Annotated in this window: 21 protein-coding genes; 10 read left to right on the plus strand and 11 right to left on the minus strand. The window is 71.6% G+C overall.

The genetic code is table 11. From position 1 onward, the window contains the following. Positions 1-58: 58 nt before the first annotated feature. Entirely contained in the window at positions 59-739 is a 681-nt protein-coding gene (locus ACIG3E_RS03900) for an ABC transporter permease (protein WP_138961108.1), read from the minus strand. After that, entirely contained in the window at positions 736-1476 is a 741-nt protein-coding gene (locus ACIG3E_RS03905; protein ID WP_399610907.1) for an ABC transporter permease, read from the minus strand. The genes ACIG3E_RS03900 and ACIG3E_RS03905 overlap by 4 nt, the downstream gene beginning before the upstream one ends. Positions 1477-1784: 308 nt before the next feature. On the opposite strand from ACIG3E_RS03905, the gene ACIG3E_RS03910 reads away from it, so the two are divergent. Continuing rightward, positions 1785-2942, plus strand: coding sequence for an ABC transporter ATP-binding protein (locus ACIG3E_RS03910; protein ID WP_399610910.1), 1158 nt, complete (start codon positions 1785-1787; stop codon positions 2940-2942). Positions 2943-3005: 63 nt separating this feature from the next. Here ACIG3E_RS03910 and ACIG3E_RS03915 read toward each other — a convergent pair whose 3' ends face one another. Further along, entirely contained in the window at positions 3006-4139 is a 1134-nt protein-coding gene (locus tag ACIG3E_RS03915; protein ID WP_399610913.1) for an alpha/beta hydrolase, read from the minus strand. Positions 4140-4422: 283 nt separating this feature from the next. Here ACIG3E_RS03915 and ACIG3E_RS03920 point away from each other — a divergent pair, with 283 nt between their 5' ends. From ACIG3E_RS03920 to ACIG3E_RS03945, 6 genes are all read left to right on the plus strand, one after another. Then, positions 4423-6240 carry a phosphatidylglycerol lysyltransferase domain-containing protein gene (locus tag ACIG3E_RS03920; protein ID WP_399610916.1) on the plus strand — a complete coding sequence of 606 codons (1818 nt, stop codon included), beginning with the start codon at positions 4423-4425 and terminating at the stop codon, positions 6238-6240. A gap of 30 nt (positions 6241-6270) precedes the next feature. Further along, positions 6271-7164, plus strand: coding sequence for a dihydropteroate synthase (folP, locus tag ACIG3E_RS03925; protein WP_399610918.1), 894 nt, complete (start codon positions 6271-6273; stop codon positions 7162-7164). Beyond that, on the plus strand, positions 7161-7790 hold the full coding sequence (locus ACIG3E_RS03930; RefSeq protein WP_399610920.1) for a nuclear transport factor 2 family protein: 630 nt from the start codon (positions 7161-7163) through the stop codon (positions 7788-7790). The genes folP and ACIG3E_RS03930 overlap by 4 nt, the downstream gene beginning before the upstream one ends. A 176-nt stretch (positions 7791-7966) precedes the next feature. Further along, on the plus strand, positions 7967-8326 hold the full coding sequence (gene folB, locus ACIG3E_RS03935) for a dihydroneopterin aldolase (protein ID WP_138961101.1): 360 nt from the start codon (positions 7967-7969) through the stop codon (positions 8324-8326). After that, on the plus strand, positions 8323-8919 hold the full coding sequence (gene folK / locus ACIG3E_RS03940) for a 2-amino-4-hydroxy-6-hydroxymethyldihydropteridine diphosphokinase (protein WP_399610924.1): 597 nt from the start codon (positions 8323-8325) through the stop codon (positions 8917-8919). The genes folB and folK overlap by 4 nt, the downstream gene beginning before the upstream one ends. A 60-nt stretch (positions 8920-8979) precedes the next feature. Beyond that, a complete protein-coding gene (locus ACIG3E_RS03945) occupies positions 8980-9468 on the plus strand; it encodes a DUF3180 domain-containing protein (protein ID WP_242720558.1) in 489 nt (162 codons plus the stop codon). Positions 9469-9857: 389 nt separating this feature from the next. Here ACIG3E_RS03945 and folE read toward each other — a convergent pair whose 3' ends face one another. The 6 genes from folE to dacB form a co-directional block, all read right to left on the minus strand. After that, the gene (gene folE / locus ACIG3E_RS03950; RefSeq protein WP_138961098.1) at positions 9858-10463 is read right to left on the minus strand and encodes a GTP cyclohydrolase I FolE; all 606 of its coding nucleotides are present in this window, start codon (positions 10461-10463) and stop codon (positions 9858-9860) included. A gap of 112 nt (positions 10464-10575) precedes the next feature. Continuing rightward, positions 10576-12612 carry an ATP-dependent zinc metalloprotease FtsH gene (ftsH, locus tag ACIG3E_RS03955; protein ID WP_399612147.1) on the minus strand — a complete coding sequence of 679 codons (2037 nt, stop codon included), beginning with the start codon at positions 12610-12612 and terminating at the stop codon, positions 10576-10578. Positions 12613-12815: 203 nt separating this feature from the next. Beyond that, the gene (hpt, locus tag ACIG3E_RS03960) at positions 12816-13376 is read right to left on the minus strand and encodes a hypoxanthine phosphoribosyltransferase (protein ID WP_030679974.1); all 561 of its coding nucleotides are present in this window, start codon (positions 13374-13376) and stop codon (positions 12816-12818) included. A gap of 76 nt (positions 13377-13452) precedes the next feature. Next, on the minus strand, positions 13453-14538 hold the full coding sequence (gene tilS / locus ACIG3E_RS03965; protein ID WP_399610926.1) for a tRNA lysidine(34) synthetase TilS: 1086 nt from the start codon (positions 14536-14538) through the stop codon (positions 13453-13455). A 237-nt stretch (positions 14539-14775) separates the two neighbouring features. Beyond that, on the minus strand, positions 14776-15897 hold the full coding sequence (locus ACIG3E_RS03970; RefSeq protein WP_138961095.1) for a zinc-dependent metalloprotease: 1122 nt from the start codon (positions 15895-15897) through the stop codon (positions 14776-14778). 92 nt (positions 15898-15989) lie between these two features. Beyond that, positions 15990-17501, minus strand: coding sequence for a D-alanyl-D-alanine carboxypeptidase/D-alanyl-D-alanine-endopeptidase (gene dacB / locus ACIG3E_RS03975; RefSeq protein WP_399612150.1), 1512 nt, complete (start codon positions 17499-17501; stop codon positions 15990-15992). A gap of 97 nt (positions 17502-17598) precedes the next feature. On the opposite strand from dacB, the gene ACIG3E_RS03980 reads away from it, so the two are divergent. Beyond that, entirely contained in the window at positions 17599-18090 is a 492-nt protein-coding gene (locus tag ACIG3E_RS03980) for an inorganic diphosphatase (RefSeq protein WP_138966881.1), read from the plus strand. Between the two features lie 183 nt (positions 18091-18273). After that, positions 18274-19932, plus strand: a complete 1659-nt coding sequence (locus ACIG3E_RS03985) for a threonine/serine exporter ThrE family protein (RefSeq protein ID WP_399610930.1) — start codon at positions 18274-18276, stop codon at positions 19930-19932. 14 nt (positions 19933-19946) lie between these two features. On the opposite strand, the gene ACIG3E_RS03990 is transcribed toward ACIG3E_RS03985, so the two are convergent. After that, positions 19947-21167: a DedA family protein gene (locus tag ACIG3E_RS03990; RefSeq protein ID WP_399610932.1), complete on the minus strand. Its 1221-nt coding sequence runs from the start codon at positions 21165-21167 to the stop codon at positions 19947-19949. A 166-nt stretch (positions 21168-21333) separates the two neighbouring features. Then, positions 21334-22101 carry a MerR family transcriptional regulator gene (locus ACIG3E_RS03995; protein WP_399610935.1) on the minus strand — a complete coding sequence of 256 codons (768 nt, stop codon included), beginning with the start codon at positions 22099-22101 and terminating at the stop codon, positions 21334-21336. Positions 22102-22265: 164 nt separating this feature from the next. On the opposite strand from ACIG3E_RS03995, the gene ACIG3E_RS04000 reads away from it, so the two are divergent. After that, positions 22266-23681: a glutamate decarboxylase gene (locus tag ACIG3E_RS04000; RefSeq protein ID WP_399610938.1), complete on the plus strand. Its 1416-nt coding sequence runs from the start codon at positions 22266-22268 to the stop codon at positions 23679-23681. Positions 23682-23815 lie beyond the last annotated feature (134 nt).

A 23815-nucleotide genomic window follows, 5' to 3' on the forward strand; every position in this document is an offset into this window, starting at 1 on the left:
TCGAGAGTTTCAGGACCACAGGTGTAGAGAGAGGAGGGCCCGAGGCCCCGTCAGGCGCTCAGGCACGCATACGGGACCGCCCCCGCATCGGGTCGCAGGCCCAGCCGACCGCGACGAGCACACCCTCCACGGCCAGGGCGAGCAGCGCCACCAGGAAGGCGCCCGCGACGACCTGCGGCGTGTTCTGCAGATTGAACCCGGCCGTGATGATCCGGCCCAGGCCGCCCTCGCCCGCCATCGCGGCGAGCGTCGCCGTGGCGACGACCTGCACCGCGGCCGACCGCACCCCCGTCATGATCAGGGGGTACGCCAGCGGCAGCTCGACCCGCCCGAAGACCTGACGGCCGCTCATCCCCATGCCGCGCGCGGCCTCGACCACCGAGCGGTCCACCTCGCGCATGCCCACGTAGGCGTTCGTCAGGAGCGGCGGCACGGCGAACAGGACCAGGGCGATCAGCGTCGGCACGTCCCCGTGCTCCCCGAGCGGGGTGAGCGTGAGCAGGATGAGCACCGCGAGGGTCGGGACCGCCCGCCCCACGTTCGAGATGTTCACCGCGAGGGCGCCGCCCTTGCCGATGTGCCCGAGCAGCAGGGCGATCGGCAGCGCGATGGCGCACGACACGGCGAGGCAGACCCCGCTGAAGTAGAGGTGCTCGGCGAGCCGGTGCCACACCCCCTTCTCGCCCTGCCAGTTGGCGGACGTGGTCAGCCACTCATAGGCACCGGATATCGCGTTCATACGGGCTCAGCCACCTTGCCCACACCGGGGGCCGCGTCCGCCTTGCGCGAGAAGCGGCTCGTACGTATTCGCTGCGCCCGGGTCCACGGGGTGAGCCAGCGCTGGAGCGCGAGCAGCAGCAGGTCGGCCGCGAGCGCGAGCAGGACGCACAGCACCGACGCCGTGAGCACCTGGGCCTTGAACTGGGTGTCGAGGCCGTCGAGGATCATCGTGCCCAGGCCGCCCTTGTCCACGATGGCGCCGACCGTGGTGAGCGCCACCGTCGAGACCGTGGTGATGCGCACGCCGGCGAGCAGCGAGGGCAGCGCCAGCGGCAGTTCGACCTCCCACAGCAGCCGCAGCGGGCCGTACCCCATGCCCTTGGCGGCCTCCCGGGCCTCCTCGGGCACCGCGCGCAGGCCCGCGAGGATGTTCCGCACGAGGATCGTCAGGGAGTACAGGACGAGGCCCGTGACCACGAGTGACGCGGACAGGCCGAAGAACGGGAGCAGCAGCGAGAACATGGCGAGCGACGGGATCGAGTACAGCACCGTCGTCACGCCGAGGATCGGGGCGGCGAGGAACCGCCAGCGCCGCGCGAGCAGGGCGAGCGGCAGCGACACCGCCACGCCTATCGCCACGGACACGGCCGTGATGCCGATGTGCTGCACCGTCGCGTCGATCAACTCCTGACTGCGCGAGCGGACGTACTCGCCGCAGATCCAGTCGTTCGTCACGAGACAGTTCCGCTTGCTCACCCGCCCCGCCTCCCCCGATTCCCCGAAGCCATGCCGATCGCGCGTGTGCTCCATCGCACACGCGCCGCGTGTCCTGTCGACCGCACAGGCCGACCCGGTGCGCGGGCCGCGTGCGCCGACCGCGCGCGGCCCCTCCACCCGGGCCCCGCACGGACCGTGACACGTGCCCAAACGCACACGTCCATCTGTCCCGCGACCCTAACGCCGAGCACTGACAATCGCCGAGACTCGTCGTGCGGGCGCAACACGGCCTTCACAGACGTGGGCGCACCATGGCCCTCTCAGCACACGCGCCACAATGGGGACTCATGATCCGGTTCGAGCATGTGACCAAGCGGTACGCGGACGGCACGACGGCCGTCGACGACCTGTCCTTCGAGGTCAACGAGGGTGAACTGGTCACACTCGTCGGCCCTTCGGGCTGCGGCAAGACCACGACGATGAAGATGGTGAACCGGCTCATCGAGCCCACCAACGGCCGGATACTCCTCGACGGCGACGACATAGCGGACATCGACCCGGTCCAACTGCGCCGCCGCATCGGCTACGTCATCCAGCAGGTCGGCCTGTTCCCGCACAAGACGGTCCTGGACAACACGGCGACCGTCCCGCACCTCCTCGGCGTCAAGCGCGCCAAGGCCCGTGAGCGCGCCGCGGAGCTCCTCGACCTCGTGGGCCTCGACCCGGCGGTGTACGGCGACCGCTACCCCGAGCAGCTCTCCGGCGGTCAGCGCCAACGCGTGGGCGTGGCGCGGGCGTTGGCGGCCGACCCGCCGGTGCTCCTGATGGACGAGCCGTTCGGCGCGGTCGACCCGGTGGTGCGCGAGCACCTCCAGAACGAGTTCCTCCGCCTTCAGCAGGCCGTGCGCAAGACCGTGTTGTTCGTCACGCACGACATCGAGGAGGCGGTCCGGCTCGGCGACCGCATCGCCGTCTACGGCCACGGCCGCATCGAGCAGTTCGACACCCCGTCGACCGTCCTCGGCGCGCCCGCCACGGAGTACGTCGCGGACTTCGTCGGGGCGGACCGGGGCCTGAAGCGCCTCTCCGTGACGCCGATCGAGGAGGGCGACCTGGAGCAGCCGCCGGTCGTGCACCTCGACGACGCGCTGCCCAGGGAGCTGGACGCCCGCTGGGCCGTCGTCCTGGACGGCGAGAACAACCTGCACGGCTGGATCTCCGCGGAGCACGCGCGCGTGGGCACCGGTACGGTGCGCGAGTACGCGCGGCGCATGGAGGCGTGGCTGCCGGTGGGCGCGAGCCTGAAGCAGGCGTTCTCCACGATGCTCCAGCACGACGCGGGGTGGATCGCGGTCATCGACGAGCGCAGCGAGGGGCGGTTCCTCGGGGTGCTGACGCCTGCGCGGCTGCATGAGGCGCTGCGGCGCTCGACGACGGCGGACGCGCTGGACATCGCGCGCGGGGACGTCGAGCTGGAGAGCGTGGCTTCGGTGACGGGCGGCTGAAACGGTTGCTCGGCACCCCGATGCCGAGCAACCGTTTCAGCCCTCCCGAGCGGGCCCCGAGGGCTACCGCACGTCCGAACCGCCCGTCAGGCGTTCGCTCATCCACACCAGGGACCCCGGGATCTCCCGCCGCCACGTGTTGAAGTTGTGGCCGCCGCTGTCGAGGATCATCGACGAGACGCGCGTCGGCGGCTTCACCTTGTCGATGAACTTCAGGGTGTCCTTGTAGTTGCCCTCGCCCTTCTTGCTGCTGCTGAGCAGCAGGGAGGTCTTCGGGGGCGGCATGTGCTCCAGGTACCACATGAGGTTGGCCTGGTTCTCCAGGTCCTTGTCCCCGTGGAAGAGGTTGCCCGTGGTGACGTCCTGGGCGGCCTTGTAGTAGCCGGACAGGCTCGCCCCGGCGCCGTAGACGTCGGGGTGGTGCATCGCGAGCTTCAGCGCGCAGTAGCCGCCCGTGGAGTCGCCGATGATGCCCCAGGAGTCGGGCTTCTTGCCCGCGCGGTAGTGCTGGGTGATGGCGTCCGGCAGGTCCCGGGCGAAGAAGGTCTCCGACTGCGGGCCGCCGGGGATGTCCACGCACTCGGTGTCGCGCGGCGGTGCCACGGTCGGCCGGAGCATGACCAGGATCATCGGCTGCATCTTGCCCTGGCGGGCCTGCTTGTGGGCGGTCTGCGGGTAGTGCAGGCCCTTGATGAGCGCCTCGGCGGTCCCGGGGTAGCCGGTCAGGACGACGGCCGAGGGGAAGGTGCGGTGCTTGTACTGCGGCTGGAAGTACTCCGGCGGCAGGTACACGTACGCGGGGCTGGCGATCTTCGAGTTCCGGCCCTGCACCTGGACCTTCTGGATCTGGCCACCGATACGGGGCGTCTCACCGCCGGGGACGTCCACGGTCTGCGTGTCCGTCACCTTGACCGGGCCCTTCTCGCCCTTGAGCACGTCGTGGTCCACGACGACGCCCTGCTCGGTCTCCTGGCCGAGCAGATCCGCCCAGCTGGCGTAGAACCCGAACGCCTGGTTGGTGTAGAGACCGATGGACGCGAAGACCGCGACCTGCGTGGCGAGGAGCAGCCCGACGCGCCCGGTGATGGCACGCCAGCTGCGACGTGCGAGCCGCGGCCACAGCCAGATCGTGCCGATGAACAGCAGCACGGCCAGCGCGATCGCGAGTGCCAGCACTTTGTTGCTCGTGAGACCCATGGGAAGATCCTGCCTGCGCTTTCTGCCTGTTCGCTCCCGGGGGCCGGAAGGGCGGGCTCCGGTATCGGGGCAGAGCCCTGGGCCCGGGTCTGGCCGGGGGGCTTTCCTCGGCCTTGCCATGCCTTTTCCGCCAGCTTTGAGCTGGTTTTCCGGTTCGGAGTGAACCCGTGTCCCCGCAGGACCGTCCTAGAGGGCGCAATATTGCCGGTTGCCGGATTTGGCACCGGATCGAAGCTCTCTCGCGGAACTACGGGATGCGATGTCTGTCAGGATAGATGGGGAAATGTCGGGTGTGGTTCCAGGAGGTAAGGGTGGGCTGCGCCGCATCCTCCGCGGCCCCCGCCCCGAAGCCGTCCCCACCCTGGTCGCCAGAGCCTGCGCACTCGTAGGGCTCCTGAACGTGGCGGCGGGGGTGTTCCCCCGCTTCCGCCACAGCCGTCTGCACACGTTCGCCGAGGTCCTGCCCGGTCTGTTCGGGCCGTTCGCGGCCGCGCTCGCGCTCAGCTGCGGCGTGCTGCTCCTGCTCCTCGCGCACGGTCTGCGCCGCAACAAGCGCCGGGCGTGGCGCGCCGCCGTGGTGCTGCTGCCGCTGGGCGCCGTGGCACAGTTCACATACCGTCACTCGTTCATCGGTGTGCTGATCTCGATCGCGCTGCTCGTCCTGCTGCTCCGGCACCGCAAGGAGTTCGCCGCGCTGCCCGACCCGCGCAGCCGCTGGCGGGCGCTCGCCAACTTCGTGGTGCTCGGCGCCGGGTCCCTCGCGCTCGGTCTGGTGATCGTCAGCGTGCACCCGGACAAGGTCGTGGGCGACCCCAGCATCTCCGAGCGCCTGATGCACGTCCTGTACGGCCTCTTCGGCGTCGAGGGCCCCGTCGACTACACGGGCCGCACCCCCTGGACCGTCGGCTTCTCGCTGGGCGCCCTGGGCCTGCTCACCGCCCTCACCACCATCTACCTGGCCTTCCGTCCGGAGCACCCGGCGGCGCGCCTCACCGAGGACGACGAGACGCGCCTTCGCGAGCTGCTCGCCAAGCACGGCGGCCGCGACTCGCTCGGCCACTTCGCGCTGCGCCGCGACAAGGGCGTGGTGTTCTCGCCGAGCGGCAAGGCCGCGGTCACGTACCGCGTCGTGTCGGGCGTGATGCTGGCCTCCGGTGACCCCATCGGCGACGTCGAGGCCTGGCCGGGCGCGATCGAGCGCTTCATGGACGAGGCCAAGGCCCACTCCTGGACGCCCGCCGTCATGGGCTGCTCCGAGACGGGCGGCCAGGTGTGGACGCGCGAGACCGGACTCGACGCCCTGGAGCTGGGTGACGAGGCGGTGGTGGAGGTCGCGGATTTCTCCCTGTCCGGGCGCGCGATGCGCAACGTGCGCCAGATGGTCAAGCGGATCGAGCGCAATGGCTACGAGACGCGCGTACGGCGCATCCGTGACCTCGGCGAGCAGGAGCTGGAGCGCATCCAGCGGGCCGCCGACGACTGGCGGGGCACCGACACCGAGCGCGGCTTCTCCATGGCCCTCGGCCGCATCGGCGACCCCTCGGACGGCGACTGCCTGATCGCGACCGCCCACAAGACCGACGAACAGCCCGGTCCGTACGGCGACCTGAAGGCCGTGCTGCACTTCGTGCCGTGGGGCAAGGACGGCGTGTCGCTCGACCTGATGCGCCGTGACCGCAGCGCCGACCCGGGCATGAACGAGCTGCTGATCGTGGCCGCGCTGCAGGCCGCCCCGCAGCTCGGCATCGCGCGCATGTCGCTGAACTTCGCGATGTTCCGCGCCGCCCTCGCGCGCGGCGAGAAGCTGGGCGCGGGGCCGGTCCTGCGGGCCTGGCGCGGACTGCTCGTCTTCCTCTCGCGCTGGTTCCAGATCGAGTCGCTGTACAAGTTCAACGCCAAGTTCCGACCGCGCTGGGAGCCGCGCTTCGTGGTCTACCGCTCCAGCCGCGACCTCCCCCGGATCGGCTTCGCGGCCATGCAGGCGGAGGGCTTCGTGACCCTCGCGCTGCCGCGGTTCCTGCGCCGCCGCACGGCGGGGCCCCGCCCCTGCCCGCACCAGTCGGTGCGGTCGGCCGAGCAGCACGAGGTCCGCGCGGCGTAACACCCGCGCACCCGGGCCTAGGCTGGAGGCATGAGTACGTTGCGCGGGCGGGGATCGGTCGAGGGGCTCCCCCAGTGGGACCGCTGTGCGGTCATGGGTGTCGTGAACGTGACCCCTGACTCCTTCTCCGACGGCGGCCGCTGGTTCGACACCACGGCCGCCGTCAAGCACGGCGTCGACCTGGTCGCCCAGGGCGCCGACCTGGTCGACGTGGGCGGCGAGTCGACCCGGCCCGGCGCCCCGCGCGTGGACGAGGACGAGGAGCTGCGGCGCGTGGTGCCCGTCGTACGGGGCCTGGCCGCCGAGGGCGTCACGGTGTCCGTGGACACCATGCGCGCCGCCGTGGCCCGCCAGGCGCTCGCGGCGGGCGCGGTGCTCGTGAACGACGTCTCCGGAGGGCTCGCCGACCCGGACATGGTGCCCTCGGTGGCCGCCGCGGGCGCGCCGTTCGTGGTGATGCACTGGCGCGGCTTCCTCACGGACATGCACGCCAAGCCGGTGTACGAGGACGTGGTCTCCGAAGTCGTCGACGAGATCCACGCGCGCGTGGAGGCCGCGATCGCGGGCGGCATCGCCCCGGAGCGGATCGTCATCGACCCGGGCCTCGGCTTCTCCAAGGACGCCGAGCACGACCTGGCCCTCGTGGCCCATCTGGAGCGGCTGCGCGGCCTCGGCCGCCCGGTGCTCGTCGCGGCCTCCCGCAAGCGCTTCCTCGGCCGGGTCCTCGCGGGCCCCGGCGGCTCGCCGCCCCCCGCCCGCGAGCGGGACGCGGCCACGGCCGCCGTCTCCGCGATCGCCGCGCACCAGGGCGCCTGGGCGGTCCGGGTGCACGAGGTACGGGCGACGGCGGACGCGGTCCGGGTGGCGCAGGCCGTGACGGACGCGGGCGCCGCGGGAACGGCCGGAGCGGCGGGCGCTCGGTGACACGCGCCAGCACGGACATCGAGCAGGTCGAGAGGGCGAACACCGCCTTCTACGAAGCGCTGGAGCGCGGCGACTTCGACACGGTCACGGACCTCTGGCTGGACCCGGCGGACCTCGCGGACGGCACCGGCAGCGGCGGCCCGTCGAGCCTGACCAGCGCCCTCTCCCGCCTCCCCGTGGAGCTGGAGGACGACGAGGGCCCCGGCACTCCCGACGGAGCGGACGACGACAGCCGCGACGGCGGCGCCGACGGGTTCGGCGACGACGAGGACGACGGGGCCGCGATCTCCTGCGTCCACCCGGGCTGGCCGGTCCTCACCGGCCGCGGCGAGGTCCTGCGCTCGTACGCGCTGATCATGGCCAACACGGAGTACATCCAGTTCTTCCTCACCGACGTACGGGTCAGCGTGGCCGGGGACACGGCCCTGGTGAGCTGCACGGAGAACATCCTCAGCGGCGGCCCGGCGCCCCGCGACGGCGACGAGCTCGGCCCGCTCGTCGGACAGCTCGTGGTCGCCACGAACGTGTTCCGGCGCACCTCCGACGGCTGGAAGCTGTGGTCGCACCACGCGTCACCCGTGCTCGCCGAGTCGGGCGACGACGAGGACGACGAGAGCCCCTCCTGAGGGAGTGGGGCCCCGCCCCGAGTGGGTAGGGGCACCGGCGGACGCCGACGGCGAGGCCTTCCGGCGGCCCCGCGGGCGAACGCTGTCGGTGCCCGCAGGTAGATTCGAATGTGGCTGGGGTGCCGACCGCACTCGGCAGGGACCGGCCGTACCGACGACTGTCAGGAGTGATTCGCGTGGATCGTGTCGCGCTGCGCGGCCTGAAGGCCCGCGGGCACCACGGTGTCTTTCCGCGGGAGCGCGAGGAGGGCCAGACCTTCATCGTGGACCTGGTCCTGGGCCTGGACACCCGTGCGGCCGCTGCCGACGACGACCTGGCGAAGACCGTGCACTACGGCATCGTGGCGGAGGAGGTCGTGGCCGTCGTGGAGGGCGAGCCGGTGAATCTCATCGAGACGCTCTCCGAGCGCATCGCCCAGGCCTGTCTGAAGCACGACGGCGTCCTGGAGGTCGAGGTCACCGTGCACAAGCCGGACGCCCCGATCACCGTCCCGTTCGACGACGTGACCGTCACCATCACCCGGAGCCGCGTATGAGCCCCCACAGCGACCCCACCGTCCAGCCGGTACCCGCCTCCGTGGTGGAGCAGGTGGACGCCGCCGACACCACGCTCTCGAACCCCCACCGCGCCGTGCTCTCCCTCGGCGCGAACCTGGGCAACCGCCTGGAGACCCTCCAGGGCGCCGTCGACGCCCTGGAGGACACCCCGGGCCTGCGGGTCAAGGCAGTCTCCCCCGTGTACGAGACGGAGCCCTGGGGCGTCGAGCCCGGCTCGCAGCCCGCGTACTTCAACGCGGTGGTGGTCGTGAAGACCACGCTCCCCCCGGCCTCGCTCCTGGAGCGCGCGCAGGCCGTCGAGGAGGCCTTCCACCGCGTCCGCGACGAGCGCTGGGGCGCCCGCACGCTCGACGTGGACATCGTGGCGTACGCCGACGTCGTCTCGGACGACCCGGCGCTCACCCTGCCGCACCCGCGCGCGCACGAGCGGGCCTTCGTGCTCGCCCCGTGGTACGACGTGGAGCCGGAGGCGCGGCTCACCGGCCACGGCCCGGTCGCGGACCTGCTCGACGACCTCACCCGCGAAGGCGTCACGCCGCGCGCCGACCTGGAACTCCGCCTGCCCGAGTAGTCGTTAGGGTCTACCGAGAAGGCGGCAGCGGGACAGAGGCAAAAAGGGGCGACCTCCGGAATGAAGCAACTGCGCGTGAGGACGCTGGCAGGTCTCTTCGTCGTCGCCGGGGTGCTCTCCTGGGCGGGCGCCCGGCTGTGGAACTCCGTGGACACGCTGCCGCGCGTGCCCCTCGCCGCGCCCATCGTCCTCGCGGTGATCGCCGTGGTGCTCCTCGCCACGGCGATCTCGCTGCGCGCCCGGCTGCGGGCCCAGCGCGAGCGGCGGCCCGGAGCCAAGGGCGTCGAGCCGCTGATGGCGGCCCGCGCGGTGGTCTTCGGCCAGGCGAGCGCCCTGGTCGCGGCCCTGGTGTGCGGGATGTACGGTGGCGTGGGCGTCTTCCTGCTCGGGTTCCTCGACATCCCCGACCGCCGCGACCAGGCGTACTACGCGGCCTTCTCGGTGGTCGCGGGCATCGGCGTGATAGCGGCCGCGTTCTTCCTGGAGCGCGTGTGCAAGCTGCCGGAGAACGGCGACGACGAGCACGGCGGCGCGGCCCCGGCGGCCTGACCTCCCGCACCGCCCCGCCCCGCCCGCACCACCTCGCCACCCCGCCTCGCCCGCACCGCCTCGGACGTACCGCCTCGCCCGCACCACCTCGGGCGTACCGCCGACCCGGCCCGCCCGCGACGGCGCGACCGTCCCGGCCGCGCGGCTGTCCCGGTGGCGCGGCTGTCCCGGCAGCACCCCGGCTGTCCCGGCGGCGTGACACACGGCGCCGCAGCTGAGCGGCACGCACCGGACCCCAGCGGCGTATACCGGGCACCCCCGCCTGCCCCCGAGCGGCCCCACCCGACGCCCCACGGCGCCTCAAGGGCCCCACAGACGCCCGCGGCCCCCCGCAGAAGCTCCCGCTCCCCCGGAGGGCCGCTACGCCGTGTACAGGCCTCTCAGCCGCCTCAGCGCGCCAGTATCAGGCTCATCGCCTCGGCCCGGGTCGTCGCGTCCCGGAGCTGGCCGCGCACCGCCGACGTCGTGGTCTTGGCACCGGGCTTGCGGATGCCCCGTACCGACATGCACATGTGCTCGGCCTCCACGACGACGATCGCGCCGCGCGCTTCGAGGATGCGCATCAGGGAGTCGGCGATCTGCGTGGTCAGCCGCTCCTGGACCTGCGGACGGCGGGCGTACACGTCGACGAGCCGGGCCAGCTTCGACAGACCCGTGATCTTGCCGGAGTCCGCGGGGATGTAGCCGACGTGCGCCACGCCGTGGAACGGCAGCAGGTGGTGCTCGCAGAGGCTGACGATCTCGATGTCCTTCACCAGGACCATCTCGTCGTGGCCCAGGTCGAACGTGGTCGTCAGGACGTCCTCGGGCTCCTGGCGGAGCCCGGAGAGTATCTCCCGGTAGGCGCGCGCCACCCGGGCCGGAGTGTCGCGCAGGCCTTCGCGATCCGGATCCTCGCCGACCGCGATCAGCAGCTCCCGCACGGCGTTCTCGGCCCGCTTCTCGTCGAACTCGCCGATCGAGCCCTCGCCGGCCAGCGTCACGGGGTCGGTCATCTGTGCCTCGTTCCTGGTTCCTGTACTTGCGGACGGCCGAAAAGAGCCGTGCCCCCCAGGCTAGAACCAGGGGGGCACGGCATCCATTCCGGGCCTGCTGAGGCGCGCGGGATCAGCTCTCGGGGCGGTCCTCCGGGGCCACCTCGAGGGACTTGGTCTCCGCGCTGGAACCGCTGGAGGCGGTCACCGCGGAAGAGGCCCCGTTCGCGCCGTTCGTCAGGGACAGCTCCTTGGGCGAGAGCACCGGCGGGCGGGTCGACGGCGTGCGCCGCGTGGAACCCGTCCAGGCCGGGCGGGCCGGGCGCTTGACGATCGGGGCGAAGACCTCGGCGATCTCCTCCTTGCCGAGGGTCTCCTTCTCGAGCAGCGCGAGGACCAGGTTGTCCAGGACGTCGCGGTTCTCGACGAGGATTTCCCAGGCCTCGTTGTGCGCGGTCTCGATGAGCTTCTTGACCTCTTCGTCGACCAGCGCCGCGACCTCTTCCGAGTAGTCGCGCTGGTGCGCCATCTCGCGCCCGAGGAACGGCTCGGTGTTGTCGCCGCCGAACTTGATCGCGCCGAGCCGCTCGGTCATGCCGTACTGCGTGACCATCGCGCGGGCCGTGGCGGTGGCCTTCTCGATGTCGTTCGCCGCACCGGTGGTCGGGTCGTGGAAGACGAGCTCCTCCGCCGCGCGGCCGCCCAGCATGTAGGCCAGCTGGTCCAGCATCTCGTTGCGCGTGGTGGAGTACTTGTCCTCGTCCGGGAGGACCATCGTGTAGCCGAGGGCACGGCCGCGGGACAGGATCGTGATCTTGTGAACCGGGTCGGAGTTCGGGGAAGCCGCCGCGACCAGGGCGTGTCCGCCCTCGTGGTACGCGGTGATCTTCTTCTCCTTGTCGGACATGATCCGGGTCCGCTTCTGCGGGCCCGCCACGACGCGGTCGATGGCCTCGTCCAGCATGTGGTTGTCGATGAGCTTCTTGTCGCTGCGGGCGGTGAGCAGCGCCGCCTCGTTCAGCACGTTGCTCAGGTCGGCGCCGGTGAAGCCCGGGGTGCGGCGGGCGACCGCCGCGAGGTCGACGTCCGGGGCGACCGGCTTGCCCTTCTGGTGGACCTTGAGGATCTCCAGACGGCCCTGCATGTCCGGGCGGTCGACGGCGATCTGCCGGTCGAAGCGGCCGGGCCGCAGGAGGGCCGGGTCGAGGATGTCCGGGCGGTTCGTGGCGGCGATCAGGATGACGCCGCCCTTCACGTCGAAGCCGTCCATCTCGACGAGCAGCTGGTTGAGCGTCTGCTCGCGCTCGTCGTGACCGCCGCCGAGTCCGGCGCCACGGTGGCGGCCGACGGCGTCGATCTCGTCGACGAAGACGATCGCCGGGGCGTTCGCCTTGGCCTGCTCGAAGAGGTCACGGACACGGGAGGCACCGACACCGACGAACATCTCGACGAAGTCGGAACCGGAGATCGAGTAGAACGGCACGCCCGCCTCGCCCGCGACGGCGCGCGCGAGGAGCGTCTTGCCCGTGCCGGGCGGGCCGTAGAGCAGCACGCCCTTGGGAATCTTGGCGCCGACCGCCTGGAACTTGGCGGGCTCCTGGAGGAACTCCTTGATCTCGTGGAGCTCCTCGACCGCCTCGTCCGAACCGGCAACGTCGGCGAACGTCGTCTTGGGGGTGTCCTTGGTGATGAGCTTCGCCTTGGACTTGCCGAAGTTCATGACCCGGCTGCCGCCGCCCTGCATCTGATTCATCAGGAACAGGAAGACGACGACGATCAGGACGAAGGGGAGGAGCGACAGCAGGATGCCGACGAACGGGTTCTGCTTCGACGGCGAGACGGTGTAACCGTCGGGGATCTGCTTGTCCTCGTACTTGGCCTGCAGCATCTTGGCGATGTCGACGCCCTGGTCGCCGATGTAGCTCGCCTGGATCTTGCTGCTGCCCTTGACCTTCTGGCCGTCCTTGAGCTCCACCTTGATGGTGTGATCGTCACCGGTCGTGAGCTTGGCCGACTCGACCTTGTTGTCGTTGATGGCCTGCACGACCTGGCCGGTGTCCACCGTCTTATAGCCGCCGCCCGAACCGACGACCTGCATCAACACGACCACGGCAAGGACGGCCAGCACGATCCACATGACTGGCCCACGGAAGTATCGCTTCACGTCCATCCACACGGAGCGATGCCGCTCCGTACCTCCTGCCATAGTGAGTTTGATAAAAGACTGTTCTTCGGACGGTACCCCAGCATTGTCACCCGAAGCCGCACGGGACGGCTGGCAATCCCGCCTTCGCATGCTCCAACGGCGGGAAACGGCTGGGGGTTCCCGGGCGTCTTACGCCGCCCGGGCCACCCCGCGCAACTCGCGCGCCGTCAGCCGCCGTACACGTGCGGGGCGAGGGTGCCCACGAACGGCAGGTTGCGGTACTTCTCCGCGTAGTCCAGGCCGTACCCGACGACGAACTCGTTCGGGATGTCGAAGCCGACCCACTCGACGTCGATCGCGACCTTCGCGGCCTCCGGCTTGCGCAGCAGCGTGCACACCTTGAGGGACGCGGGCTCGCGCGAGCCGAGGTTGGACAGCAGCCAGGACAGGGTCAGGCCGGAGTCGATGATGTCCTCGACGATCAGGACGTGCTTGCCCTTGATGTCGGTGTCGAGGTCCTTGAGGATCCGGACCACGCCGGAGGACTGGGTGCCCGCGCCGTACGACGACACCGCCATCCAGTCCATGGTGACCGGGGTGGACAGGGCGCGAGCCAGGTCCGCCATGACCATGACGGCGCCCTTGAGCACGCCGACGATGAGCAGGTCCTTGCCCGCGTACTCCGCGTCGATCTTCGCGGCCAGCTCGGCCAGCTTCGCGTCGATCTCTTCCTTGGTGATGAGCACCGACTGGAGGTCGGTGCCCATGTCTTTCGCGTCCACCCGCATCACTTTCGGTCGTCCCACCGGCCCGCGGAGAAGAGTCGGGAAAACAGCTGGAACCAGTTGCCACCGGTCTTCCGCGTCAGCCTTGCCGGATCACCAGTCTGCCACCCTGCCGCTGAGCGACGACTTTGCCCGGGAGATTGATGGCGCCCTGGCCGCGCCATCCGGTGATGAGCCGGTCGACCTCTTCGATGTGCCGGGCGAACAGCGCGCCCGCCGGAGCACCGGCCTCGATGGCCGCCCGGCGCACGATGCGGCGGCGCACCGCGGGCGGGAGGGCGTAGAGCTTCGCGCACTCCAGGCGTCCGTTCGCGTCGCGTACGGACGTCTCGGCCTGGGCGGCCCAGGCGTCAAGGGCGTCGGCGTCGTCCCGGGAGAGCTGGGCCGTCCGGGCGAGGGCCTCCACGACGCCCTTGCCGAGCGCCTTCTCCAGGGCGGGCAGGCCCTCGTGGCGCAGGCGGGAGCGGGTGTAGGCCGGGTCCGCGTTGTGCGGGTCGTCCCAGACCGGCAGGGACTGGACCATGCACGCCTTGCGCGCGGTCTGCCGGTCGATGTGCAGGAACGGCCTGCGGTAGCGGCCCTGGGTGCCGGAGACGGCGGCCATGCCGGACAGGGAGCGGATGCCGGAGCCGCGCGCGAGGCCGAGCAGGACCGTCTCGGCCTGGTCGTCGCGGGTGTGTCCGAGCAGCACGGCGGCGGCGCCGTGGCGGTCGGCGACGGCGTCGAGGGCCGCGTACCGGGCGTCACGGGCGGCGGCTTCCGGGCCACCGCAGCGGCCCACCGACACGGCGAGCGACTCGACCGGGTCGAGGCCGAGGGCGGTCATGCGCGCGACGACCTCGGCGGCCCGCAGGTCGGAGCCCGCCTGGAGGCCGTGGTCGACGGTGACGGCGCCGGCGCGGATGCCCAGCTTGGGGGCCTCGAAGGCGAGGGCGGAGGCGAGCGCCATGGAGTCGGCGCCGCCCGAGCACGCCACGAGCACGAGCGGCGAGGGGAGCGGCTCGTGTGCGGGCGGCGTGGGGCGTGCGGTCGGGGAGGCGTGTGCGTCTGCGTGGGGGGCGTGCGGGGAGTCGAGTTCGCGCTGGGCGGCAACGTCGGTCAGTACGTCGTGAAGTACGCGGCGGACCGCCAGGCGTATCGCCGCGACCGCAGGATGGGGACCCATTCCGGTTGGTTCCCTTCATGAAGTTCGGGGGGTGAGCCTCGGGGCTGTCACTCAGCGCCCTCGCGTGGGGGTCGCGAGGTACGGATCCCATGATCCCCACACAATCGGTCACTGAGAGTGTGTCGATGGTGACAGAACCGAGCCGTTACCCGAGCATTGCACGCCTACCCATGGCTCACGGTCCCTCGGACGGGTGATAACGGGGGCGTTCTCCTGCCGTCGGCCGCATCTGTTCGCTCAGTCTGCCTTACGGTGCACCCGCGCGACCCAGTCCGCTGGTTTGGCGATCTCCGCCTTGGTGGGAAGCGTGTTCGGAGAGGTCCATACGCGGTTGAAGCCGTCCATGCCGACCTCGTCGACGACGGCCCGCACGAAGCGCTCCCCGTCGCGGTACTGCCGCAGCTTGGCGTCCAGGCCGAGGAGCTTGCGCAGGGCCTGGTCGAGGCGGCTCGCGCCGCGCTGGCGGCGCTCCTTGAACTTCTCGCGGATCTCGCCGACGGACGGGACGACACCGGGGCCGACGCCGTCCATCACGTAGTCCGCGTGGCCCTCCAGGAGGGACATCACGGCCGTCAGGCGGGCCAGGATCTCGCGCTGCGTCGGGGTCTGCACCAGGTCGACGAAGGAGCGGCCGCCGTCGTCCTCCTCGGCCTCCGGACGGCCGCCCGCCAGGCTCTGCGCGGCCTCCCTGATGCGCTCCAGGACAGTCATCGGGTCCACCTCGGTCTCGCCGAGGAAGGCCTGGATCTCGCTCTCCAGGTGGTCGCGCAGCCACGGCACGGACGAGAACTGGGTGCGGTGCGTCTCCTCGTGCAGGCACACCCAGAGGCGGAAGTCGTGCGGGTCGACGTCCAGTTCGCGCTCCACGTGCACGATGTTCGGCGCGACGAGGAGGAGCCTGCCGCCGCCGTTCGCCCCGGCGGGCAGCTCGCGGGTGGCGGGGGCGAAGGTCTCGTACTGGCCGAGGACGCGGGACGCGAGGAAGGACAGCAGCATGCCGAGCTCCACGCCCGTCACCTTGCCGCCGACCGCGCCGAGGACGGCGCCGCCCGGGCCGCCGCCGCGCCGGTCCTTCATCTTCTCCAGGAGGGGCTTGAGGACCTCCCGGAACCCGGCCACGTTCGCCCGGACCCAGCCCGCGCGGTCGACCACGAGCACGGGTGTGTCATGGGTCGCGTCGGTGCCCATCCTGGTGAAGGAACGGACGTGCTCCTCCGAGGACTTGGCGTGCCGGCGCAGCTCCGCGACCACGGCGCGGGCCTCGTCCCGGCTCACCTCCGGGCCCGGCCGCACGAGCCGGGTCGCGGTCGCCACCGCGAGATTCCAGTCGACCATCTCCGCACCACCGAGGCTCGTCATGCGTCAACGGTACGTGGTCGGCCGCGCGCGCGTACCGGGTTGGGGCGCCCTTCGGCCGGGCCCGCCGCCCGCGCCGGGGCCGGTGGGCGCGGCTACGGGGCGCAGCCGCAGGCGGCTGTCGCCGAGGCCATGGCGTCCAGGGCCGCCTGGGCCCCGCCCGCGTCCGTCGTGCCCGTCGTCATGAAGGCGAAGGCCAGGAGCCGCCCGTCGGCGGTGACGACCGTGCCGGCCAGGGCGTTGACGCCGGTGAGCGTGCCGGTCTTGGCGCGGACCAGGCCCGTGCCCGGCGACCCCTTCGGGTAGCGGTCGACGAGGGTGCCGGTGAAGCCCGCGACGGGCAGGCCGGTGACCACGGAGCGCAGTTCGGGGTGGTCGCGGTCGGCGGCGCGGGCGAGCAGCGCGGCGAGCAGGTCCGCGCTGAGCCGGTCCGCGCGGTCGAGGCCGCTGCCGTCGGCGAACTTCGCCCCCGACAAGGGGAGGTCGAGCTTCTTCAGGCGGGCGCGGACCGCCCGGGAGCCGCCGTCGAAGCTCGGCCGCTGGCCGCTCGCCCTGGCGGCCTCGCGCGCGAGGGCCTCGGCGATGTCGTTGTCGCTGTGGGTCAGCATGCGCTCGACGAGCACGGAGAGGGCGGGCGACGAGGTCCGCGCCAGCTTGCCCGCGCGCGGGGAGGCCTTGGCGCGGGCGGGCTCGCCCTGAACGTCGACGCCCCGCTCGCGCAGCAGGTCCGCGAACTTCAGCGCGGCGTCCGCCGCCGGGTCGGTGGAGCGCGGGGCGGGGCCCGAGGTGGAGTCGTCGAGGCGGCCCTCGTCGACCATGAGGGCGCTGACCGGCGTGATGTTCTCGTTCGGCCCGATGGGGTGCTGGGCCGGGCCCGCGTACCGGGAGGTGTCGTAGGCGAGCGTCACCCGGCCCCTGGTGCCGCGCTTCTTCAGGGCGCGGGCCGTGTCGTCGGCCAGGGCGCGCAGGCTGGCGAAGCCCGTCACGTACCGGCCCTCCTTGCGCGCGGTCAGGGTGGGGTCGCCGCCGCCGACGAGGACGACCTTCCGGGAGCCGGGTTCGAGGACGGTCCGTGTGGTGAGCCGGTGGTCGGGGCCCACGGCGGAGAGCGCGGCCACCGCGGTGGCGATCTTCGTGGTGGAGGCCGGGGTGAGGGCGTCGCCCGCGCGCTTGCCGTACAGGCGCTTGCCGGTGGTGACGTCGACGACGACCGCGGCCCGCTCGGGGCCGAGCGCCCGGTCCTTCAGGACCGGATCCAGGACGTCGGAGAGCGCCTTGGCGCCCGGCTTCGCGCGGGCCGGGGCGCCGAGCCCGGCGAGCACGGCCGGGGCGCTCGGAGCGGCCTGCGGGCCCCGCATTCCCGGAAAGCCGAGGTGATCTGCGCCACCCCCGGCTTCCTGAGAGGCGGCGGAGCGACGCTCCGCCGTACGCTGACCGGAGGAGTCCCAGGGCCCGGCCGCGGTGACCGCCACCGCCGCGACGGCGAGGCCCACGGCGGCGGAGCCCGTCGTGACCTGCCACGTCTTGGCTGTCCGGAGCTGTCCGGCAGGCCCGACGGCAAGCCGCCGCAGCAGCGGCAGCGGCCGCCGAAGCCACCGCCGAGTCATGCGCTCGTCCACGACGACCTGCCCCTTTCGCGATCACACATCTGCGTGAGGGACACTTAACCACCCGAAGTATGTGCTGATCATGGAGGAGCCACCCGTGGAGTTCGACGTCACCATCGAGATTCCGAAGGGTTCGCGGAACAAGTACGAGGTCGACCACGAGACCGGCCGCATCCGCCTGGACCGTCGACTCTTCACGTCCACCAGCTACCCGGCGGACTACGGCTTCGTCGAGAACACCCTGGGCGAGGACGGCGACCCGCTGGACGCCCTGGTGATCCTGGACGAGCCGACCTTCCCCGGTTGCCTCATCAAGTGCCGCGCGATCGGCATGTTCCGGATGACCGACGAGGCGGGCGGCGACGACAAGCTGCTGTGCGTCCCGGCCTCCGACCCGCGCGTCGAGCACCTGCGCGACATCCACCACGTGTCCGAGTTCGACCGCCTGGAGATCCAGCACTTCTTCGAGGTCTACAAGGACCTGGAGCCGGGCAAGTCCGTCGAGGGCGCCGACTGGGTCGGCCGCGCCGACGCCGAGGCCGAGATCGAGGCCTCGTACAAGCGCTTCCAGAGCAACGGCGGCCACTGAGCCGTAGGCACCCGAACGGGCCGTGTGACCCCTCCTGAGGTCACACGGCCCGTTTGTGTGCCCGGACGCATACTGAGACGAGCGAAAACGGCAACGATCAATTGAGACACCCCCACGGCGGGTGACCACATCCGCGAGAGCGGCGCGCCGGTGCGGGCGCATGGAAGGGAGCGAGGGGAAGCGGTGGCTGACCCGGAGGACGAGGACCGCAAGCCGCAGTCGGACGAGGCGCGCAGCGCCTTCGCCCCGGTGGGCGGGGTCGAGCAGACGGCGGTGCCGGAGGACGATCATCCGTCCTCGGAGTTCACGATCCCCACGGGGCTGAGAATTCCCGTCGTGCCCGAGGACAAGGAGTCCTCGGCCTTCACCACGCCGCAGGCGTACGACGGACGGCAGTCGCCGCCCGCCTTCACGCCGCCGGGCGGTGTGCCGATGGTCCGGCTCACCAAGGAGGCGCCCTGGCAGGACCGGATGCGCACGATGCTGCGCACCCCGGTCGCCGAGCGCCCGGCCCCCGAGGCCACGCAGCGGCACGAGGACGAGTCCGGGCCCGCCGTGCCGCGCGTGCTCGACCTGACGCTGCGCATCGGGGAGCTGCTGCTCGCGGGCGGCGAGGGCGCCGAGGACGTGGAGGCGGCGATGTTCGCCGTCACGCGCGCGTACGGCCTGGACCGCTGCGAGCCGAACGTGACGTTCACGCTGATCGCCATCTCGCACCAGCCCTCGCTCGTCGACGACCCCGTCACGGCGTCCCGTACGGTACGCCGCCGGGGCACCGACTACACGCGGCTGCAGGCCGTCTTCCGGCTCGTCGACGACATCAGCTCCGAAGAGGTCGACGTCTCCCCGGAGGAGGCCTACCGGCGTCTCGCGGAGATCCGGCGCAACCGCCACCCCTACCCGGGGTGGGCCCTGACAGCGGCGGGCGGGGTGCTCGCGGGCGCCGCGTCCGTGCTCGTGGGCGGCGGGGTCGTGGTGTTCGTCGCGGCGGCGATCGGCGCGATGCTGGGCGACCGCCTTGCGTGGCTGTGCGCCGGGCGCGGGCTTCCGGAGTTCTACCAGTTCGTGGTGGCGGCGATGCCGCCCGCCGCGATGGGCGTGGCGATCAGCCTCCTCGACCTGCCGGACGTACGGGCCTCCGCGGTGATCACCGGTGGTCTCTTCGCGCTGATCCCGGGGCGGGCCCTGGTCGCGGGCGTGCAGGACGGTCTGACCGGCTACTACATCACCGCCGCGGCCCGGCTCCTCGAAGTCGGGTATCTGATCGTCGGGATCGTCTGCGGCGTCCTGCTCGTGCTCTATCTGGGCGTGCAGCTGGACGCGGGGCTCAACCCGGAGACGTCGATCCACTCCACCGACCGGCCGTTGATCCAGATCCTCGCGTCCATGGCGCTGAGCTGCGCCTTCGCGATCCTGCTCCAGCAGGAACGATCCACCGTGCTGCTCGTGACCCTGAATGGCGGCGTGGCGTGGGTCGTGTTCGGCGCGCTCGCCCGGGCCGGGGACATCTCGCCGGTGGCCGCCACGGCCGTCGCGGCGGGCCTGGTGGGCCTGTTCGGGCAGCTGCTCTCGCGCTACCGGTTCGCGTCCGCGCTGCCGTTCGTGACGGCGGCGATCGGCCCGCTGCTTCCCGGTAGCGCCACGTACTTCGGGCTGCTGGAGATCGCCCGCAACAACCTCAACCCGGGGCTCGCGTCGCTGTCCAAGGCGGCGGCGCTCGCCCTCGCCATCGCGATAGGGGTGAACCTGGGCGGGGAGCTGTCGCGGCTCTTCCTCAAGGGACCGCGGCCGCCGCAGGAGGCACAGGGGCGCCGCGCGGCCAAGCGGACGCGCGGCTTCTAGTCCGTCCTGCCCGGTCAGTAGCGGGGGTGGCCCTGCTGGGGCTCTTCGGGGTGCTGCGGCTGCTGCCCCGGGTACGGGTGCTGCTGGCCCTGCTGCGGGAGCTGCTGGTGCGGGTACGGCTGCTGGGGCTGGTACGGCTGGCCGTCCGCGGGGGCGGCGTACTGGCCGTTGTGCTGGCCCTCGTACTGGCCGTTGTGCTGGCCCTCGTACTGGCCGCCGTGCTGGTTCCCGTACTGGCCCTCGTACTGGTTCCCGTACTGGTTGTCGTAGGGGGACGGCTGCTGGGGCTGGTACTGCTGCTGGCCCTCGTACGGGGAGGCGTACTGCTGGTGGTCGGCCTGGCCGCCGTACTGCTGGTGCTGGGGCTGCTGGCCGGGGTGCTGGTACTGCTGCTGGTACGGACCGCCGGGGTACTGCGGCTGCTGGGCCTGGTACTGGGACTGGTCGGGGTACTGGCCCGGGTACGAGGACTGCTGGTGCTGCTGGTGCTGCTGGCCCGGGTACTGCGGCTGCTGCGGCTGGTACGGGCGCGCGGCCTCGGGGGTGCTCGCGGGGGTGTCGTCCTGGGCCGCCGGGGGGGCCGGGGCCGCCGCCGGGGCCTGGGCGTCCGCCTTCTTCTTCTGCGAGCGGGCCCGCAGGAACTCGATGATGATCGGGACCACCGAGATGAGGACGATCAGGATGAGGATCGCCTCGATGTTCTTGTGCACGAACTCGTGCTTGCCGAGCCACGCGCCGAGCAGCGTGACCCCCGCGCCCCACAGGATGCCGCCGATGACGTTGAACGTGATGAACGAGCGGTAGCGCATGCCGCTGACGCCCGCGATGATCGGCGTGAACGTGCGCACGATCGGCACGAAGCGGGCCAGGACCAGGGACTTGGGGCCGTGCTTCTCGAAGAACTCGTGGGCCTTGACCACGTTCTCCTGTTTGAAGAGCTTGGAGTCCGGGCGGTTGAACAGGGACGGGCCGACCTTCTTGCCGAAGAGATACCCGGCCTGGTCACCGGCGATCGCGGCGATGCAGATCAGGATGCAGGCCAGCCACAGCGGAGTGTCCAGCTTGTCCGTCGTGATCAGCAGGCCCGTGGTGAACAGGAGCGAGTCGCCCGGCAGGAAGAAGCCGATGAGCAGCCCCGACTCGGCGAACACGATGAGGAGCAGGCCCCACAGACCGAACTGGTTCAGCAGGTAGTCCGGATCCAACCAGGTTGGTCCGAGCGCAAGCGTCTGCACGGTTCCGGGCTCCTGTGGGTGTGAGGCGTATGGCGGAGGGGGTGCGGGGCGGGCCGTGCGTAGTGATGGCTTCGGCCACGCTGCTCAAAGCTATCAACGCGGGCCGGGAGCGACAGGTTCCACCGACGGGATCACGCTAGCCGCACCGCCTCCGCCACTCACCCCCTCAGGAGCCCTGCCGCGCCGCGTTCGCCACGATCGCGTCGCGCAGGTACACGGCGAGCCCCGGGCGGATCGCGTCGTACGTGGCGGTGAAGCGCGGGTCGTCCACGTACATGGCGCCGAAGCAGACGTGCAGCTCGTGCGGGCAGGCGCAGTAGCTGTCGGCGATCAGCAGCCGGTGCTCCTCCGCCGTGTCCATCGCCTCCGGAGAGGCGGCGGGCGTCCCGGCGTCCATCAGGTCCGCCATGCGCGTGTGCAGCGCGTCCATGGCGCCGGTGATCCGCTGCCAGTCCTCCTTGGTGTACGAGGCCGCGCGGCGGCGCGACTCGGCGTACGCCTCCGTGTCGCCCCAGCGCTCCTTGACCTCGTCCTCGTACTGGTCGGGGTCGTGGTCTCCGAAGACCTCGAACTTCTCTTCAGGGGTGAGGTTGATCCCCATGCGTCTCGCCTCCATGGCGGTCTCGACGGCCGTGGCCATCTCCTGCAGCTTGGTGATGCGCTCGGTGAGCAGCCCGTGCTGGCGCCGCAGGTGCTCCTGCGGGTCGGACGCGGGGTCGTCGAGCAGTACGGCGATCTCCTCCAGCGGGAAACCCAGCTCCCTGTAGAAGCGGATCTGCTGGAGGCGGTCCAGGTCGGCGTCGCTGTAGCGACGGTGTCCGGCGTGGCTGCGCGTGCTGGGCGTGAGGAGCCCGATCTCGTCGTAGTGGTGCAGGGTGCGCACCGTGACCTTGGCCAGGCGCGCCACCTGGCCGACGGGATAGGAACCGCTCACCGCCCGCTCCTTTCGCTGCTGTCGTGCGGGTACGAGGACCAGCCTGGGTCCTCACGTCGCGTGAGGTGCAAGCCCGGATCGCTCGGGATGCTACGTCCCTTTTGCCCGCCTACGGTGGCCGGGAGGAGCGCCTGAGGGGCGCCCGACCCTTCGGAGGCACCGCCATGTCGCTGCACCGTGGCGCGGACGACCGCCGTGACGACCGCCCGCTGTCCGTGAACCCCTTCTTCGGAGAGGCGAACCCGGTGGGCGGCATGACCGAGGCCCCGCCCAAGCACCGGCTGCCGAAGGACCCGCTGCCGCCCATGACGGCGTACCAGCTGGTCCACGACGAGCTGATGCTCGACGGCAACTCCCGGCTCAACCTCGCCACCTTCGTCACCACCTGGATGGAGCCGCAGGCGGGCGTGCTCATGGCGGAGTGCCGGGACAAGAACATGATCGACAAGGACGAGTACCCGCGCACCGCCGAGCTGGAGCGGCGCTGCGTGGCGATGCTCGCCGACCTGTGGAACGCGCCGGACCCGGCGGCCGCCGTGGGCTGTTCGACGACCGGGTCCAGCGAGGCGTGCATGCTCGCGGGCATGGCGCTCAAGCGGCGCTGGGCGCGGCGCAACGCCGACCGGTACCCGTCCCGCGAGGCCCGGCCCAACCTCGTCATGGGCGTGAACGTGCAGGTGTGCTGGGAGAAGTTCTGCACCTTCTGGGAGGTGGAGGCGCGGCAGGTCCCCATGGAGGGCGACCGCTACCACCTCTCCCCCGAGGCCGCGGCCGCGCTCTGCGACGAGAACACGATCGGGGTCGTCGCCGTCATGGGGTCCACGTTCGACGGCTCGTACGAGCCCGTGGCGGACGTCTGCGCGGCCCTCGACGCGCTCCAGGAACGCACCGGGCTCGACGTCCCCGTGCACGTGGACGGGGCCTCCGGGGCGATGGTCGCGCCCTTCCTCGACGAGGACCTCATGTGGGACTTCCGGCTGCCGCGCGTGGCGTCGATCAACACCTCCGGGCACAAGTACGGGCTCGTCTACCCCGGGGTCGGCTGGGCGCTGTGGCGCACGCCCGCCGAGCTGCCGGAGGAGCTGATTTTCCGCGTGAACTACCTGGGCGGTGACATGCCGACCTTCGCGCTGAACTTCTCCCGGCCCGGGGCGCAGGTCGTCGCGCAGTACTACACGTTCCTGCGGCTCGGCCGTGCCGGGTACCGGGCGGTGCAGCAGGCCTCGCGGGACGTGGCCCGGGGGCTCGCCGGGCAGATCGAGGGCCTCGGGGACTTCCGGCTCCTCACGCGCGGGGACGAGCTGCCGGTGTTCGCCTTCACGACGTCCGACGACGTGCGCGCGTACGACGTCTTCGACGTGGCCCGGCGGTTGCGGGAGCGGGGGTGGCTGGTGCCCGCCTACACCTTTCCCGCGCACCGGGAGGATCTGGCGGTGCTGCGGGTGGTGTGCCGCAACGGGTTCTCCGCGGATCTGGCGGGGCTGTTCGTGGAGGATCTGGGGCGTTTGCTGCCGGGCCTGCGGCAGCAGCCCGGGCCGCTGACCCGGGACCGGGGCGGGGCTACGGGGTTCCACCACTGAGGTGCCCTCGCGGGTGGCGCCCCAGACCCGCCCCTTCCCGATTCCTGGGGGCTCCGCCCCCAGACCCCCGCTCCTCAAACGCCGGAGGGGCTGTTCATAGCCCGTCCGGCGTTTGAGGACGAGGCGCGAAGCGC

This window comes from Streptomyces sp. NPDC053474 (assembly GCF_044544845.1).
GTDB lineage: Bacteria > Actinomycetota > Actinomycetes > Streptomycetales > Streptomycetaceae > Streptomyces.